General features: G+C 73.3%; 12 protein-coding genes and 1 riboswitch. Of the genes, 3 read left to right on the plus strand and 9 right to left on the minus strand.

Annotated elements, in window-relative coordinates:
- Window positions 1–313 precede the first annotated feature (313 nt).
- Together ACGF0J_RS20110 and ACGF0J_RS20115 are read right to left on the minus strand one after the other, a co-directional pair.
- Entirely contained in the window at window positions 314–991 is a 678-nt protein-coding gene (locus ACGF0J_RS20110) for a CHAP domain-containing protein (RefSeq protein WP_393147814.1), read from the minus strand.
- A gap of 13 nt (window positions 992–1,004) precedes the next feature.
- A riboswitch (cyclic di-AMP (ydaO/yuaA leader) is annotated at window positions 1,005–1,141 on the minus strand.
- Window positions 1,142–1,357: 216 nt separating this feature from the next.
- On the minus strand, window positions 1,358–2,311 hold the full coding sequence (locus ACGF0J_RS20115) for a Gfo/Idh/MocA family protein (RefSeq protein ID WP_393147816.1): 954 nt from the start codon (window positions 2,309–2,311) through the stop codon (window positions 1,358–1,360).
- 177 nt (window positions 2,312–2,488) lie between these two features.
- On the opposite strand from ACGF0J_RS20115, the gene ACGF0J_RS20120 reads away from it, so the two are divergent.
- Both ACGF0J_RS20120 and ACGF0J_RS20125 read left to right on the plus strand, forming a co-directional pair.
- Window positions 2,489–3,430 (plus strand): hypothetical protein, encoded by a 942-nt coding sequence (locus ACGF0J_RS20120; protein ID WP_393147818.1) that lies wholly within the window; start codon window positions 2,489–2,491, stop codon window positions 3,428–3,430.
- Entirely contained in the window at window positions 3,427–4,617 is a 1,191-nt protein-coding gene (locus ACGF0J_RS20125; RefSeq protein ID WP_393147820.1) for a DUF6716 putative glycosyltransferase, read from the plus strand. Before ACGF0J_RS20120 ends, ACGF0J_RS20125 begins: the two co-directional genes overlap by 4 nt.
- A gap of 105 nt (window positions 4,618–4,722) precedes the next feature.
- Here ACGF0J_RS20125 and ACGF0J_RS20130 read toward each other — a convergent pair whose 3' ends face one another.
- The 5 genes from ACGF0J_RS20130 to ACGF0J_RS20150 all read right to left on the minus strand — a co-directional run bounded on the left by ACGF0J_RS20130 (window position 4,723) and on the right by ACGF0J_RS20150 (window position 11,372).
- Window positions 4,723–6,093 (minus strand): polysialyltransferase family glycosyltransferase, encoded by a 1,371-nt coding sequence (locus tag ACGF0J_RS20130; RefSeq protein WP_393147822.1) that lies wholly within the window; start codon window positions 6,091–6,093, stop codon window positions 4,723–4,725.
- Complete coding sequence (locus ACGF0J_RS20135; RefSeq protein WP_393147824.1) at window positions 6,090–7,082, minus strand: glycosyltransferase family 2 protein; 993 nt, start codon at window positions 7,080–7,082, stop codon at window positions 6,090–6,092. The genes ACGF0J_RS20130 and ACGF0J_RS20135 overlap by 4 nt, the downstream gene beginning before the upstream one ends.
- Window positions 7,083–7,097: 15 nt before the next feature.
- Window positions 7,098–9,137, minus strand: coding sequence for an N-acetylneuraminate synthase family protein (locus tag ACGF0J_RS20140; RefSeq protein ID WP_393147826.1), 2,040 nt, complete (start codon window positions 9,135–9,137; stop codon window positions 7,098–7,100).
- A 64-nt stretch (window positions 9,138–9,201) separates the two neighbouring features.
- A complete protein-coding gene (locus ACGF0J_RS20145) occupies window positions 9,202–9,876 on the minus strand; it encodes a response regulator (protein ID WP_393147828.1) in 675 nt (224 codons plus the stop codon).
- Window positions 9,873–11,372, minus strand: coding sequence for an ATP-binding protein (locus ACGF0J_RS20150; protein WP_393147830.1), 1,500 nt, complete (start codon window positions 11,370–11,372; stop codon window positions 9,873–9,875). Before ACGF0J_RS20150 ends, ACGF0J_RS20145 begins: the two co-directional genes overlap by 4 nt.
- A 104-nt stretch (window positions 11,373–11,476) precedes the next feature.
- On the opposite strand from ACGF0J_RS20150, the gene ACGF0J_RS20155 reads away from it, so the two are divergent.
- Window positions 11,477–12,826, plus strand: coding sequence for a cation:dicarboxylate symporter family transporter (locus tag ACGF0J_RS20155; RefSeq protein ID WP_393147832.1), 1,350 nt, complete (start codon window positions 11,477–11,479; stop codon window positions 12,824–12,826).
- Between the two features lie 62 nt (window positions 12,827–12,888).
- Here the strand turns inward: ACGF0J_RS20155 and ACGF0J_RS20160 are convergent, their stop codons facing one another.
- Complete coding sequence (locus ACGF0J_RS20160) at window positions 12,889–13,710, minus strand: SAM-dependent methyltransferase (protein WP_393147834.1); 822 nt, start codon at window positions 13,708–13,710, stop codon at window positions 12,889–12,891.
- A gap of 75 nt (window positions 13,711–13,785) precedes the next feature.
- A complete protein-coding gene (locus tag ACGF0J_RS20165) occupies window positions 13,786–15,123 on the minus strand; it encodes a sensor histidine kinase (protein WP_393147836.1) in 1,338 nt (445 codons plus the stop codon).
- Between the last annotated feature and the right edge of the window lie 55 nt (window positions 15,124–15,178).

Here is a 15,178-nt window from a genome sequence, read left to right on the forward strand (position 1 = left end):
GGGGACATCCTTGGGAGCGCTCCCACAAAGAGTGCCCGCGTGCGGTGCGGGCGTCAACGTCCCGAAACGGAACCGTTACCTCGACGGTGCTTTCCCGGCGGAGAAACGGGTTTAGGGTGCCAAAAGCCGCTAAGCGGTATCTGGGAGCGCTCCCATCTCATCCGCACCGTTCGTGCCCAAGCCGGGCAGGTGTGCCGGTGATGGGACCCGGAAAACGGCGAGTGCGCGCCCCTGGGGTCGGGGCGCGCACTCGCCGTGCGGTGTGTTCCGGTACGGCCGCGGCAGGCGGTGTGTCCGGTACGGCCGCGGCAGGTCAGCCGGCGTACTCGGGGTAGCCGTAGCCCACGACCTGCGACTTGGGCCGGACGCGCTCCTCCACGCGGCCGTTGCCCGTGTTGCCCTCGATCGTGGAGATGGTGCCGTTGCCGTTGTCCTTGACCACGAATCCGACGTGCCTGATCGAGCTCAGGGTCTTGCCGCCGCTCCAGGAGAAGAAGACCACGGCGCCGGGCTTGGCCGCGTTGCCCCAGCGCTTGTTGGCGACGAACCACTTGGCGTGCGCCACGGTCCAGGCGTCCCAGCCGACCTGCGGGCGGGCGCCGAGCTGCTCACCCACCCAGGAGACGAACATCGCGCACCACGGCGCGTTGAGGTAGCCCTTGCGGCTGCCGCCGTCGCGGCGGATGGTCTCCAGCGCGCGCCGGGAGTTTGCGTACCACTGCTGGAACTTGGTGCCGCCGCCGTAGGCGTTCTCCGAGGTGCCGACCTGGGCCTTGGCCAGTTGCAGGAGCTGGGAGGCGGTCACATTGATCTTGTTGGCCTGCTGGGTCTGCGGGGCTGAGGCGGCCTTGGCGGCCTGCGGGGCCTGCTCGGGGACGTCGGCGGCGGCGGGGGAGGCCAGGCCGAGGGAGGCCGTGAGGGAGAGGGCGGCGCCGGCTCCGGCGCTCAGGAGGGCGGCCTTCCGGGCATGGTGAAGACGGTTGATGGCCATCGAGCGGGGATACTCCTTGCTTCCATGCCGCTTACCGGGTTAGCTGACGGGTTCGGGCGTGGAAGCTGCCCTACGGCACTGACGTGCCGATTCACCCCAAAGGACGTGGGTCCCCGGTTCCGCGCGTGGCGGATTCAGCGGTCACAGGGGGGTCCTGTGATGCGTCGATCTTTGCGATGGTCCGGCTATGCACCGGCCGAAACCGGACGTATGCCGTGAATGCCCCATAAGGTAATGCATCGGGCAAGCAGTGCACAATAGGGCAAAGCTCCGACATTGGGCTCACCAAGACGCGGCGGGCGACGCGTCCTCGGACGCCATCCGCCCCAGCGCGCGAGTCCGGACTGCCGTCCGGCGGTCGGCGGGTCAGGAGATCTGCGCGCGGGCCTCGGCCAGCAGCCGCGCCATGGCGACGCTTTCGTCGAGCGGCATCACGGGGCTCTCCGTCCGCCCCTCGGCCAGGGCGTCCCGCACCTCGCGGACCTCGCCGGCGTAGCCGTTGTCGGCCGGGTCCAGCTCGTGCACCTCGGGTTCCATCGACGGCCCGGTCAGCACCATCCGCTTCGGCGCCCAGAACGGCGCCTGGATGTCGGCGCGCATCCCGGTGCCGACCACGTACGCGCTGTTGGGGAGGGAGCCGCGCAGCGACACCTCGACCAGGGCACGCCGTCCGCCGGGGTAGACCAGCAGCCCGGCCGCCTCCGCGTCCACCCCGGACGGCGCCAGCGAGCCGGTCATGGACAGCCGCGCGGGTCGGCCGAGCAGCAGCTGCGCCAGCCCGAACGGGTAGATGCCCAGGTCGAGCAGCGCCCCGCCGCCCAGCTCCGGCGCCCAGAGCCGATGCGCCGGGTCGTACGGCGAGGAGAAGCCGAACGAGGCGTGCACCGAGCGGATCTCGCCGAAGCGCGGGTCGGTCGCCACCCGCCGGATCAGCGGGTTGAAGCGCATCCACATCGCTTCCATCAGGAAGATCCCGGCCTCGCGGGCCAGGCGCACCATCCGTTCGGTGTCGGCCACCGAAGCGGCCAGCGGCTTCTCGCACAGCACCGCCTTGCCGTGGGCGATGGCCGCCTCGGCCACCTCCAGGTGCTGGGCGTGCGGGGTGGCCACGTAGACGGCGTCCACCGCGGGGTCGGCGCACAGCTCCGCGTAGGAGCCGTAGGCGGACTCGGCCTTCAGGGCGTCGGCCAGCGCCCTCGCCCGGGTCAGATCGCGGGAGCCGACGGCCGCCACTCGCATCCCGGGCTCCGCGGCGATGACCGCTCCCACGGTCCGCGCTATGCCACCGGTCGCCGCGATGCCCCATGCGAGATCTTTCACGGCAAGGGATCCTATCGACCCTCAACGCCCAAAAGACACCTATAACACCATTTGCCTCGCCGGTGTGCCGGGTGGGCGCGGAGACTACTGTTCACGCGTCGTTCCCGGCGACGTAAGGCGGCCGGGTTAGCTTGTGGCGCACCGGCTCCAGCCGGGACGACCGGCGAAGGGAGCAGCGTGCGCGAGCGGGCGTCGGCCTGGGTCGAGTCACCCCTTCAACTGCTCTGCGCCGTCGAGGCCCACCACGCCGGGCTCCTCGGACCCTCGACGGTCGTCGTGCCGCGCGCCGGGCAGCGCGCGCTCAAGGCGACGCGCCGGGAGCTGCGCCGCATGACCCTCCCGCGAGGGCTGGAGCTGGCCGAGCCGGCCGAGCGCCTGCCGCGCCGGGTGGACGCCGCCGGCGACGCGTTCTCCGGCCGGGTACAGCTCCGCTGGCTGACCGCCGGCCCGCGCCGCCTGGTCGTCGTCGACGACGGGCTGGCCACCCTCCGGCTGCTGGAACTGCTCGCCGCCGGCCCGTACCGGCCCCTGCTGCGGGCGCGCGCCCGGCCCGGCCCCGCCCGCGCGGCGCTCGGGCTGGCCGCCGCCCTCCGCCTGCGCGCGAGCAGCGTGACGGTCTTCACCGCGCTGCCGGTCCCGGCGGAGCTGGAGACGGCCGTCCGCCGCGCCGGAGCCGACCTCGTCCGCCACGACTTCGCCTGGCTGCGAGCCCAGCCGCCCGGTCCCGGGCCGGCCGAGCGGACCGTCGTGCTCGGCACCGCGCTGGTCCGCAACGGCCTCGTGCACCGCGACCGCTACCTGCGCTGGCTGACGGACCTGGCCGGCGAGGAGCCGCTCGCCTACTACCCGCACCGGCGTGAGGACCCCGTGGACGTGGCTCTGATCCGGGAACGGCCCGGCATCACCGTGCACGACGGCGGCGCCCCGGCCGAGCTGACGCTGCGCGGCCTGGACGCGGGGCAGCGGGTGCTCAGCCTGCCGTCGACGGCCATCACCTCGCTGCGCGTGCTCCTCGGGTCGCGCGGCGTCGCGGTGGAACCGGTCGAGGTGCCGGACGACTGGTGGACCAGCAGGGCGGCGCCCGCCCTGCGTTCGCATCTGACGGGAGTCACCGGGTGAGGGTTCTGGCGGTCGCCGACTCCGACTCGTACCTGAAATGGGCCGCCGGCCTGCTCGCCGACCTGCCGCCGGGCTGCACGACACGGCTCGCGGTGATCCGCACGCCGATCGCCCCCTCGCCGGGCCAGATCGCCGCCGCCCTGAGCGGCGCGCCGGCCACCCAGCCGCCGCCGCAGGTGCTGTCGGCGCGCGCCCTGCGGCGCACGGCGGAGCGGATGCGGCCCGACGTCGTGCTCGTGTCCTGCACCGGCCCCGTCGTGGACGTGCTGGTCGCCGACGTGCTGGACGGGCTGCGCCCGCGGCCGGTGTTCGTCACCGGCCTGCCCGGCATCTCGGTGCCCGCGACGGAGAAGGCGTGGCTGTTCCGCAGCGGCTGCGACCTGTTCGTGGTGCACAGCCGGCGGGAGGTCGCCGAGTTCGCCGGGATCGCGGCACGGCTCGGCGGGGGAGGGGCGATCGGCCTGGCGAGGCTGCCGTTCCTGCGCCCGCGCGGCGGCCAGACCGCCCGCCCCGACGGCGGCGGCGACCGAGTGGTGTTCGCCACCCAGGCCAAGGTGCCGCGGCGGCGCGAGGAGCGCGAACGCGTCCTGCACGCCCTGGCACGGCTGGCCGGCGACCGGCCGGACCTCGACGTGGTGGTGAAGCTGCGCGCCTGGGAGGACGAGCGGCAGACCCACAACGAGCGCCACCACTACCGGCGGCTCTGGCGCGAGCTGGGCGAGCCGGGCAAGCTCACGTTCGAGACGGGGCCGATGCACGAGCAGCTCGCGCGGGCCGCCGGGTTCGTCACCGTCAGCTCGACGGCCGCGCTGGAGGCGATCGCGCAGGGCGTGCCGTCACTGGTGCTCGCCGACTTCGGCGTGAGCGCCGAGATGATCAACCTGGTGTTCGAGGGGTCCGGCCTGCTCGGCACGCTCGACGACCTGGCGGGCGGCGCGTTCCGCACCGCCGACGCCGGCTGGTGCGCGGCCAACTACTTCCACCCGGCCGGCGGCGACGACTGGACGGACCGGCTCGCCGCCCTCGTGGCGGACCCCGCCGGGCGGCCCCGCTCCCTGCTGGACGGACCCGACCACGCCGCCGCCCGGCGCCGCGCCCGCCTCCGCGTCGAGGTGCCGCCGGACCTGCTCCGCGCCGGCTACCTCGCCAAACGCCGCATGCGCCGCTACCTGCGCGCGCTCACCTGACCCGCCCCCGGCCGTGCCACCGGGCACCGTCACGAGCGGTGCCGTCACGAGCGGTGCCGTCACGAGCTGCACCCTCACGAGCGGTGCCGTCGGGAGCGGTGCCGGTTACAGGGCGGCGCGGAGCTTGCGGCGCAGGCGGGTGAGGGCGGTGGGGCGGGGGGCCAGGCCCAGTGTCTCCAGGCGCTTGCGCTTGAAATAGCGCGGGTCGAAGGAGGCCACCCCCTCCGGCCGCAGCTCCGGGTACGCGTCGGCCTGCATGCAGTAGCCCACCCCCCGCACCAGCGCCGCCAGGTCGGCCGCGGGCGGGTCGCGCAGCTCGCCGTCCGCCGACAGCCGGGGCAGCAGCGCGTCCACGATCGTCACGGGCACCCGGTTGCTGTTCTCGTACGGCGTGAGCCGCTCCAGCACCAGCTCCGTCCCGTACGAGGCCACCGGCAGCCCGAAGTACCGCCGGGCGGTCACCAGCCCGGTCGAGAAGCACCCGGCCACCAGGCGCGGTCGCGACGCGTCGAAGCACACCTCGGCCGGCACGCTCTCGCCGACCACCTCCAGTCGCACACCGAGCCGTTCGGCAGCGGCGCGCAGCAGGCGGGTGTGGCCGCGCCCGGCGGCGGGGTGCGGCTTGAAGACGACCGTCGCGTGCCCGCGGGCGGCCAGCGCGCGCAGCATCGTCTCGTGCAGCTCCGCCTCCTCCTCGGGCGTGACGATGCCGAGCGACGACAGGTACTGTCCCAGGATCATCGCCTCCCCGTCCGGCAGGTCCGGCGAGGTGGCGGCCACCTCCCGGACGACCTTCAGGAACGCCGCCTCCGGCAGCGCCTCGGCGGGCACCCCGTACTCGCCGAGCAGCAGCGGCGTCAGGCCGGGCACCAGGTCCAGGTGGAGCAGGCGGGTGATCCGGCGGAAGATCTCGGCGGGCAGCGGGTCCCGGGTCGGGCCGTAGCTCATCAGCCCGTCGGAGTAGACGGTGATCGGGCAGTCGCGCACCAGCCCGGCGATCGTCCGCGCGGGCGGCACCGCGATGGACTCCAGCACCAGCTCGTCCACCCGGCCGAGCCCGAGGTGGCCGTGGACCAGCCGCTCCAGCATCGGCACCTCGATCACCCGCGCCCGCCAGTCGGCCGGGTGCAGCGGCGCGATCAGCTCGTTCCACGAGTGGATCTCGTCGAAACGGGAGCGCAGCGCCGCGAACCCGGGTGTCCGGTCGAGCGGCACGGTCACCTCGGGGACCGCGGAGTTCGTCGAGACGATGAGGACGCGCCGGCCGCCGGCGCCGAAGCGGCCGTCGTCGATCGCGGCGGCCAGCGACATCGCGCCGAACAGCGTCGAGGCGTAGCAGACCGTGGTCCCGCCGCGCCCAGCGGCGGCGCTCGCGCGCCCAGCGGCGGTGTTCGCGTGTGGTGTCGCGGTGTTCGCGTGTGGCGCGGCGGTGTTCTCGTGTCGTCCCGGCGTGGCGGCGGGGTCGGGTCCGGTCACGGGTCCTCCCGGTCGCGGCCCGGCCGGGACCGGTACCGCACGTGTGGGCTGGGGGGCAGATCAGGCAGGAGCGCCCGCAGCGCGGTCTCACGTTCGGCGGACATGCCCGCCAGCGCCTCGACGACGAGCTCCGGCGGCAGGCCGCGCACCATGGAGGCGCCGCGCTCCTCGAAGCGGGCCCGCAGCCGCGGCGTGAACCGGTCGGCGAGCCGCAGGTGGTGGGCGAGCAGCGAGCAGAAGTTGCGCACCGCCTTGGGCCGGAACTCCTCCTCGACGTCCTTGAACACCAGCTCGAACGCGTCGAAGAAGTGCAGTTGCCGCTCGTCGCCCACCTGCGTCAGCGACCCGGCCACCTGCCGCCGGTAGAAGACCCCGGCCAGCGACACCACGGCGAACGTGGCCGCCTCCTGGTGCAGCCGCCAGATCCACGGCCGGTCCTCGGCGGTGTGCAGCGAGCCGGGGAAGCGCAGCAGGTCGTGCAGCGAGCGGCGGTAGACGCCCGCCCAGGCGTACGGGTAGTCGACCATGGTCCGCACCCCGGCGGGCAGGATCGCCTGCCGGGGGTCGAGCACCACGTCGCGCCGCCCCAGCGGGGCGCGGTGCACCACCCGCTTGCGGCCCTCCGCCTGCACGTGGTCGGTACGCACGAAGTCGCAGCCGAGCCCGTCCATGGCCGCCACCAGGCGCTCCAGGTAGCCGGGGGCCAGCCAGTCGTCGCCGTCCATGAACGTCACGTACCGGCCGGCGGCCGCTTCCAGCCCGGTGTTGCGCGCGTCCGCCAGCCCCAGCGGCACGGGGTTGCGGATCACGGCCAGGCCGGGCAGGTCGCCGCGGAAGTCGTCGGCGATGTCGCCGGTCGCGTCCGCCGACCCGTCGTCCACCACGATGAACTCGAAGTCGGCCCGGCTGTTGCCGCACAGCGAGGACAGCGCGTCGCCGATGTAGCGCTCGCAGTCCCGGACGGGCACGACGACCGAAAGAGTGATCAACGCGCGGGACCCGGATCAGACGGTCACGCGGCGCAGGCGTGCCTTGGGGGCCTCCTCGCCGGGGAAGACGCGCTTGACGCCGTCGCCCAGGGCCTGCTCGATGATCCGGATGTCGCGGACGAGGTGTTCCAGCCCGGCCGGCTCCAGGGAGGCGGCGTGGTCGGAACCCCACATGGTCCGGTCGAGCGTGATGTGCCGCTCCACGCAGACCGCCCCGAGCGTCACCGCCGCCAGGGAGATCTGCAGCCCGCGCTCGTGGCCGGAGTAGCCGACGGGCACGCCGTAGCGTTCCTTGAGCGTGGTGATCGTGCGCAGGTTCGCCTCCTCGGGCGGCAGCGGGTATGTGGACGTCGCGTGCATCATGATCAGCTTGTCGGTGCCGAGGATCTCCACGGCCCGGTCGATCTCCGACAGCGTGGACATGCCGGTGGACAGGATGACCGGCTTGCCGGTGGCGGCCAGCGCGCGCAGCAGCTCGTGGTCGGCGACGCTGGCCGAGGCCACCTTGTGCGTCACGACGTCCATCTCCTCCAGGAACTCCACCGACGGGACGTCCCACGGGGAGGCGAACCAGTGCAGGCCCCGCTCGTCGCAGTACTTGGCGATCTGCCGGTACTCGTCGCGGCCGAACTCGGTGCGCTCCTTGTACTCCAGGTACGTCATCTCGCCCCACGGCGTCTGCCGGAGCTGCCCCTTCTGCTCCTCGGGCACGCAGATGGCCGGGGTGCGCTTCTGGAACTTCACCGCCTGGCAGCCGGCGTCGGCCGCCACGTCGATCAGCCGGCGCGCGATGTCCAGGTCGCCGTTGTGGTTGATGCCGATCTCGCCGATCACGTACACCGGCTCGCCGTCGCCCACCAGCACGTCACCGACGGCGACCGGCCCGAGGCGCGGCGTCGCCTTGACCTGGGGCTGCGGAGCGGGCGCCGGGCGGGCGGCCACCACCCGGTCGCACAGCTCGCGCACCGCGCCGTCGCCGCCGGGCCGGGTCAGCACCGCACGGGCCGCGGCCCGCACCCGCGGGTGCGCGTCCGGCACCGCCACCGGCCAGCCGACCTCGGCCATCGGGCCCAGGTCGTTCACGTCGTTGCCCACGTACGCGACCCGTGCCGGGTCGAGCCCCTCGATGCGCAGCCAGTCGCGCAGCACGGTCCGCTTGTCGGCCAGCCCCTGCAGCACCGGCACGCCCAGCTTGCGGGCCCGCGCGGCGACGACCGGGTTCTGCTCGGTGGACATGACCAGCACCTTGACCCCGGCCCTGCGCAGCAGCGCCACGCCCATCCCGTCGGAGCGGCTGACCAGCACCATCTCGCGGCCCTCGGAGTCGACGTAGGCGCGGTCGTCGGTGTGCACCCCGTCGAAGTCGGTGATGACCGCGTCCACGTCGATCGGTTCGGGCGTGTCCACGAACGGCGCGAGCGCCCGGACCAGCTCCAGGTCCTCCGGCTCGTCGATCTCGATCGCGTGCCGCGGCGGCACCGGCTGCACGGCGACGGCGCCGAAGAAGCGGTGGCCGTGCTCGCGCAGGCCCGAGGCGCGCATGGCGTAGAAGGCGCCGTTCTCGCGGAACTGCGGCTCGCGGTCCTGCCGGCGCGGCCGGAACGCCGGGTCGTGGTTGACCCCGGCGCCCGCGGCGGTCCACAGGAACTCGTGCGTCGGCAGCCCCGACACCACCGAGTCGGCCTCGCCGTCGAGCACCTTGTGCACGGCCGCCGACAGGTCGGCCGGGTCGATGAACGCGCTCGTGCACTGCACCAGCACCACGACCTCCGGGTCGGCGTCGAGCGCGTCGAGCGCGTGCAGCACCGCCGACTCGCTGGAGGCGGTCGCGCCGCTCAGCTCCGCCGGGCGGTCCACGACGAGCGCGCCGGCCTCCCGGGCCACCTCGGCGATTCCGGCGTGGTCGGTGCTGACGACCACCGTGTCGACGAGGTCGGCGCGCAGGCAGGCGCGCACCGCGCGGGCCACCAGCGGGACGCCGCCCACCTTCGCGAGGTTCTTCAGGGGGACGCCCGCCGAACCTCCGCGGGCGGGAACTACGGCCAGGACGCGCAACGTGACTCCTCAGTGCTTCGCGGGTTGCACCCAGAAGCTAGAGGCCGGGATTGAACGACCAGCGTCAGCGCCCTGAACTTTCCGTGGGCATCCGGTAGAGCAACTCTGGCCGCCCCACCCCGCCGTACTGCGGGAACCGGACCGCCGCACCCAGCTCCACCAGGTACTCCAGGTAGCGACGGGCCGTCACCCTCGACACCCCGGCGGACGCGCCCACCGCCTGGGCCGAGACGCCCTCGGGCCGGGCGCGCAGCTCGGCGACGACCGTGTCGAGCGTGTCCTGCGTCATGCCCTTGGGCAGCTCCGTCGTGCCGCGCAGCGTGCCGAGGAACCGGTCCACGTCGCCCTGCCCGACGATCTCGCCGGCCTCGCCGCGGAAGCGGGCGTAACGGGTCAGCTTCTCCTGCAGGGCCGCGAACGCGAACGGCTTGAGCAGGTACTGCGTGACGCCCAGCGTCACCGCCGAGCGCACCATGGCCAGGTCACGCGCCGAGGTGACGGCGATCACGTCGCACAGCAGCCCGCCGGCCCGCGCGGCGCGGCACACCTCCAGCCCGTGCATGTCGGGCAGGTAGAGGTCGAGCAGGATCAGGTCGACCGGCGTGCTCCGCAGGAACCGCAGCGCCTCCCCGCCGGAGCGCGCCACCCCGGCCACCCGGAAGCCGGGCACCCGTTCGACGTAGACGCGGTGGGCCTCTGCGGTGATCTCTTCGTCCTCGACCACCAGCACGGAGATCATGAGATCCGCTCCGGCGCCGGCAGCCGCACCGTGAACACCGACCCCGCCACCTCGATCGTGCCTCCGAGCCGCCGCACCGCCTGCCCGACGAGCGCCAGCCCCAGCCCGTGCCCGTCGCCCTTGGTCGTCCACCCTCTCCTGAACGCCTCGGGCGCCGTCAAGCCCGGCCCGTCGTCGGCCACCCGGATGACCAGGCCGGAGGCGTCGCCGCGGACCAGCACCTCCACCCGGCCGGCCGCCTCGACGGCGTTGTCGATCAGGTTGCCGACGATCGTCACCAGGTCGCGCGTGTCCAGGCCCGGGTCGTCCAGCTCGCTGTCCTCGCTGATCACGAGCTCGGCGCCGCGCTCGGCGGCCTCGGCGCTCTTGCCGAGCAGCAGCGCCGCCAGCACCGGCTCGCGCACCGAGCCCATCACCCGGTCGGTCAGCTCCTGCGCCGCCCGCAGTTCGGCCGTGCCGAACGCCACCGCCTCCTCCGCGCGGCCCAGCTCCACCAGCGTGACGACGGTGTGCAGCCGGTTGGCCGACTCGTGCGCCGCCGAGCGCAGCGACTCCGCGAAGCCGCGCTCGGCGTCGAGCTGCCCGGCCAGCGCCCGCAGCTCGGTGTGGTCGCGTACGGTCACCACGGTGCCGAGCCGGCTGGCGGCGCTGTTGACCGCGAGCACCCGGTCGCCCACCAGGTGGACGCTCTCCTCCTCGCGCCCGGCCAGCACGTCCGGCAGCCCCAGGTCGGCCACGTGCCTGCCCTCGGCGTCGGCCGGCAGCCCCAGCAGGGTGCGCGCGGCGTCGTTGCACAGCGTCAGCGTGCCGTCCCTGCCGACCAGCAGCAGCCCTTCGCGGACGGCGTGCAGCACCGCGTCGTGGTGCTCGTGGATGCGGCCCAGCTCGACCGGGCCGAGCCCGTGCGTCTGCCGGCGCAGCCGCGCCGTCACCAGCCAGGTCCCGGCCGCGCCCAGGCCGAGCCCGAGCGCCACCACGCCGGCCATCCAGCCGAGCACGCCGCGCAGCGCCTCGCTCACCTTCTCGACCTTGATCCCGGCGCTGACCAGGGCGTCGACGGACCCGTCGGGGCCGCGGACGGGCACCACGGCGCGCACGGACGGGCCCAAGGTGCCGGTGTGGATCTCGGTGAACGCGTGGCCGCGCGCCGCCTGTTCGATGCGCCCGAGGAACCGGCGCCCGATCTCGGCCGGGTTGGGGTGGGTGTAGCGGGTGCCGTCGGGCTTCATGATGGTGACGAAGTCGACGCCGGTCTCCGCGCGCACCCGCTCGGCGTACGGCTGCAGGCTCCGGGTGGGCGACGGCTCGCCGAGCGCGGCCAGCACGTCGGGGGAGGCCGCGACGCTGAGTGCCACGGCCTTCGACCTGGTGGCGGCCTCCGTGGTCACCACCTGCTGCGCCAGCACCGTGACGAGCGCGGCGCCGCCCGTCACGGTCACCGCGACCACGACGAGTTGCAGGGCCAGCATCTGGCCCGCCAGGCTCCAACGACGCATCTGATCTCTCCGTGCACGAAACTTACGCAATAGTGACCTGAGTCACCACGCCCCGCATAGTCACGCGGTGAGGACTTCCATCGCCGACGTTCGGAGAGCCCGCCATGCGTGATCGCACCCGATATCTGTACCTGGCCGTCATCGTGGCGGTGCTCGCCGGCATCCTGGTCGGCTTCGTCTGGCCGGACGTCGGCAAGGAGCTCAAGCCCGTCGGCGCCGGGTTCGTTGCCCTCATCAAGATGATGATCAGCCCGATCATCTTCTGCACGATCGTGCTGGGCGTCGGCTCGGTCACCCAGGCCGCCAAGGTCGGCAGGGTGGGCGGGCTCGCGCTCGGTTACTTCATCGCCATGTCGACTGTAGCGCTGGTCATCGGCCTGGTGGTGGGCAACCTCATCGACCCGGGCACCGGGCTGCACCTGACGAACGAGGCAAGGGAGGCGGCGGCGTCGGAGGCGGCCAAGGGCGAGTCGACGAGCACGGTGGACTTCCTGCTCGGCATCATCCCGACCACGCTGGTGTCGGCCTTCACCGAGGGTCAGGTGCTGCAGACGCTGCTGGTCGCGCTGCTGGCCGGCTTCGCGCTGCAGGCGATGGGATCGAAGGCCACCCCGATCCTGAACGGCATCGCGCACCTCCAGCGGCTGGTGTTCCGCATCCTCGCCATGATCATGTGGGCGGCGCCGGTCGGCGCTTTCGGCGCGATCGCGGCGGTCGTCGGCGCCACCGGCCTTGACGCGCTCAAGAGCCTGGCCGTCATCATGGCCGCCTTCTACCTGACGTGCCTGCTCTTCGTCGGCGTGGTGCTCGGCGCGCTGCTGTGGGTCGTCGCCCGGATCAACCTGTGGACGCTGCTGCGCTACCTGGGCCGGGAGTTCCTGCTCATCCTGTCGACGTCCTCCTCGGAGTCGGCGCTGCCCCGGCTCATCGCCAAGATGGAGCACCTGGGCGTCAGCCGGCCGGTCGTCGGCATCACCGTGCCGACCGGCTACTCCTTCAACCTCGACGGCACCGCGATCTACCTGACCATGGCCACGTTGTTCGTCGCCTCGGCCACCGGCGCGCCGCTCGGGTTCGGCGAGCAGGTGTCGCTCCTCGTGTTCATGATGATCGCGTCGAAGGGCGCGGCGGGCGTGACCGGCGCGGGCCTGGCCACGCTGGCGGGCGGCCTGCAGTCGCACCGGCCCGAGCTGGTGGACGGCGTCGGCCTGATCGTCGGCATCGACCGGTTCATGTCCGAGGCGCGGGCGCTGACGAACTTCGCCGGCAACGCCGTCGCCACCGTCCTCGTCGGCACCTGGACGGGCGAGTTCGACCGCGAACGGGCGCTTGAGGTGCTCGCCGGGCGGGCGCCGTTCGACGAGGCCACCCTGCTCGACGAGGAGGACGCGCGGCCCGAGCGGCAGGAGCCGCCCGCCCCGGCGGCCGAGCGGACGATGACCCCGGCGGTGTAGCCCGCCGTCGGCCCGGAGAGTCGGCCCGGTGACCGGGCCGGCTCTCCGTCGTGCCGGGGACGCTAGGCGCCGGGTTTGCGGGCGATGCCCGCGTACCCCATCCTCGCCAGGTGCTCGTCCATGAACGGCACCTCGTCCGGATCGACGAACGGCCAGCCGATCTCCGGGTCGAGCCCCGTGGCCAGGCCCGGCGGGACGAACTCGAAGTCGCCGAAGAACGCGGCGATCTCGGCCCCGGTGCGGGGGCAGAAGGGGGCGTTGGCCTGCCGGTAGAAGTCGGCCACCCGCATGATGCGCTCGGTGTCCACGTCGCTGCCGACGTGCGACAGGGCCAGGTAGCTGCCGGGGGCAAGCGCCTCGCGGTAGCGGGCCACGAACGCCTGCGGCTCGTCCTCGTCGGGCACCAGGTGCAGGAAGAACATCATCAGCAGGGCCACCGGGCGGTCGAAGTCGAGCAGCGCCCGCACCTCCGGATGGTTCAGGACGTCCTCCGGCCGGCGCGCGTCGGCCTCCACCATGGCCACTCCGGGGGCCGCGAGCAGGGCCCGCCCGTGCGCGGCCACCACGGAGTCGCTGTCGACGTAGACCACCCTGGCCTCGGGCGCGTGACGGTGGGCCACCTCGTGCACGTTCTCCTGCGCCGGCAGGCCGGAGCCGAGGTCGAGGAACTGGGTGACGCCCTGGTCGCACAGGTGGCGCACGATCCGGCCGATCAGCTCGCGGTTCTGCCGCGTGCCCTCGCGGGCGTCGGGCATCACGCTGAGGACCAGTTCGGCCAGCTCCCGGTCGGCCTGGAAGTTGTTCTTGCCGCCGAGGAAGTAGTCGTACATGCGCGCAGCGTTGGGGATGTGCGGGTCCACACCCTGCGGCGCTTGCTCCGTCATGCCTGACATGATCCCGGACGCGGCGGGCTGAACGCTACCGAATCCCCATATCGCTAACGATTCCCCATATAACGCCTAGACGGCGGGCAACCGGAGCACGAACCGGGCGCCGTCGCGGCACTCCTCGGCGCGGATCTCGCCCCGGTGCGCCAGTGCCACGTCCCGCGCGATGGCCAGGCCCAGCCCCGTGCCGCCCGCGTCGCGGCTGCGCGCCGCGTCCAGGCGGGTGAACCGTTCGAAGATGCGCTCGCGGTCGCCGTCGGCGATCTCGACGCCGTCGTTCTCCACGGCGAGCACGGCCATGTCGTCCTGCCTGCCGACCGAGACGCGCACGTACTGGTCGGCGTGCCGCTGGGCGTTGTCCAGCAGGTTGGTCAGCACCCGGGCCAGTTGCAGCCGCACGCCGTCCACCTCGGCGTGGTCCTCGATCGCCAGCCGCACCGGGATGCGGTCCTTGCGCACCGACAGCTCCTCGCGTACGAGTTGGGCGAGGTCCACCCGCTCCCTGGCCACGTCCACCTGGGAGCCGATCCTGGCCAGCAGCAGCAGGTCGGTGATGATCGCTTCCAGCCGGTCGGTGTCCCGCAGCGCGCTCTTCACCAGCGAGCCGAGGTCGGTGTCGTCGGGGTAGAGCTGCGCGCTCTCCAACTGGGCGCGCAGCCCGGCGATCGGGGTGCGCAGCTCGTGGGAGGCGTCGGAGGCGAACTGGCGCTGCTGGTCGGCCGAGCGTTCCAGCCGGGCCAGCGTGCCGTTGATGGAGCCGGCGAGCCCGGCCAGTTCGTCGCCCGCCGGCGGGGTGACCCGGCGGCTCAGGTCGCTGGCGGTGATCTCGTCCAGCTCGGCCTGCATCTTCGAGACGGGCCGCAGCGCCTTGCCCATGATCAGCCACGTCGCCCAGCCGGTCAGCGCCACCACCAGCGCCACCTGGGCGAAGGCGAGCGACTCCAGGACGTACGAGCGCAGCATCCGCGGCGGCCGGGTGCCGGTGTAGACGACCGGCGAGTCGGGGGCGGGCGACACCCGCCAGGCGGTGAAGTGCACGCACACGGTGGGCAGGCAGTTCACGGACGTCGTGACGGGGTTGCCCGGTGTGGGCCACACGTTCCCGATCACCGGCAGGTTGCGGGCGGCGTCGCTGGCGCTCACGATCTTCCCGCCCGGTTCGACGACCTGGATCAGGTCGACGGACGGGTCGGGCAGCGGGATGGACGCGCCCGCGGGCAGGGCTCCCGCCCGCACGTCGACCGCGACGCGTTCGGCGGACGCCCAGGTGTCGGCGGCGGTGGTCGTCGTGATCCACGACTTGGCCATCGCGACGCCGACGGACGCCAGCGGCACCAGGACGATCGCGGCGATGAGGGTCGCGATCAGCGTGATGCGGCCGCGGAGGGAGTGCGTCCAATGCCGGAACATCCCATCGAGGCTACTGTCGGTGATTGCCCGGATAAGTAGCGTGATGGGAAAGGTT

Source organism: Nonomuraea sp. NPDC047897 (assembly GCF_043204415.1).
GTDB lineage: Bacteria > Actinomycetota > Actinomycetes > Streptosporangiales > Streptosporangiaceae > Nonomuraea.

What these genes read in the sequence shown, in the direction of transcription:
- ACGF0J_RS20110 (WP_393147814.1), bottom strand. Translation starts at nt 991, where the DNA reads ATGGCCATCAACCGTCTTCACCATGCCCGGAAGGCCGCCCTCCTGAGC.
- ACGF0J_RS20145 (WP_393147828.1), bottom strand. Translation starts at nt 9,876, where the DNA reads ATGATCTCCGTGCTGGTGGTCGAGGACGAAGAGATCACCGCAGAGGCC.
- ACGF0J_RS20150 (WP_393147830.1), bottom strand. Translation starts at nt 11,372, where the DNA reads ATGCGTCGTTGGAGCCTGGCGGGCCAGATGCTGGCCCTGCAACTCGTC.
- ACGF0J_RS20155 (WP_393147832.1), top strand. Translation starts at nt 11,477, where the DNA reads ATGCGTGATCGCACCCGATATCTGTACCTGGCCGTCATCGTGGCGGTG.
- ACGF0J_RS20160 (WP_393147834.1), bottom strand. Translation starts at nt 13,710, where the DNA reads ATGACGGAGCAAGCGCCGCAGGGTGTGGACCCGCACATCCCCAACGCT.
- ACGF0J_RS20165 (WP_393147836.1), bottom strand. Translation starts at nt 15,123, where the DNA reads ATGTTCCGGCATTGGACGCACTCCCTCCGCGGCCGCATCACGCTGATC.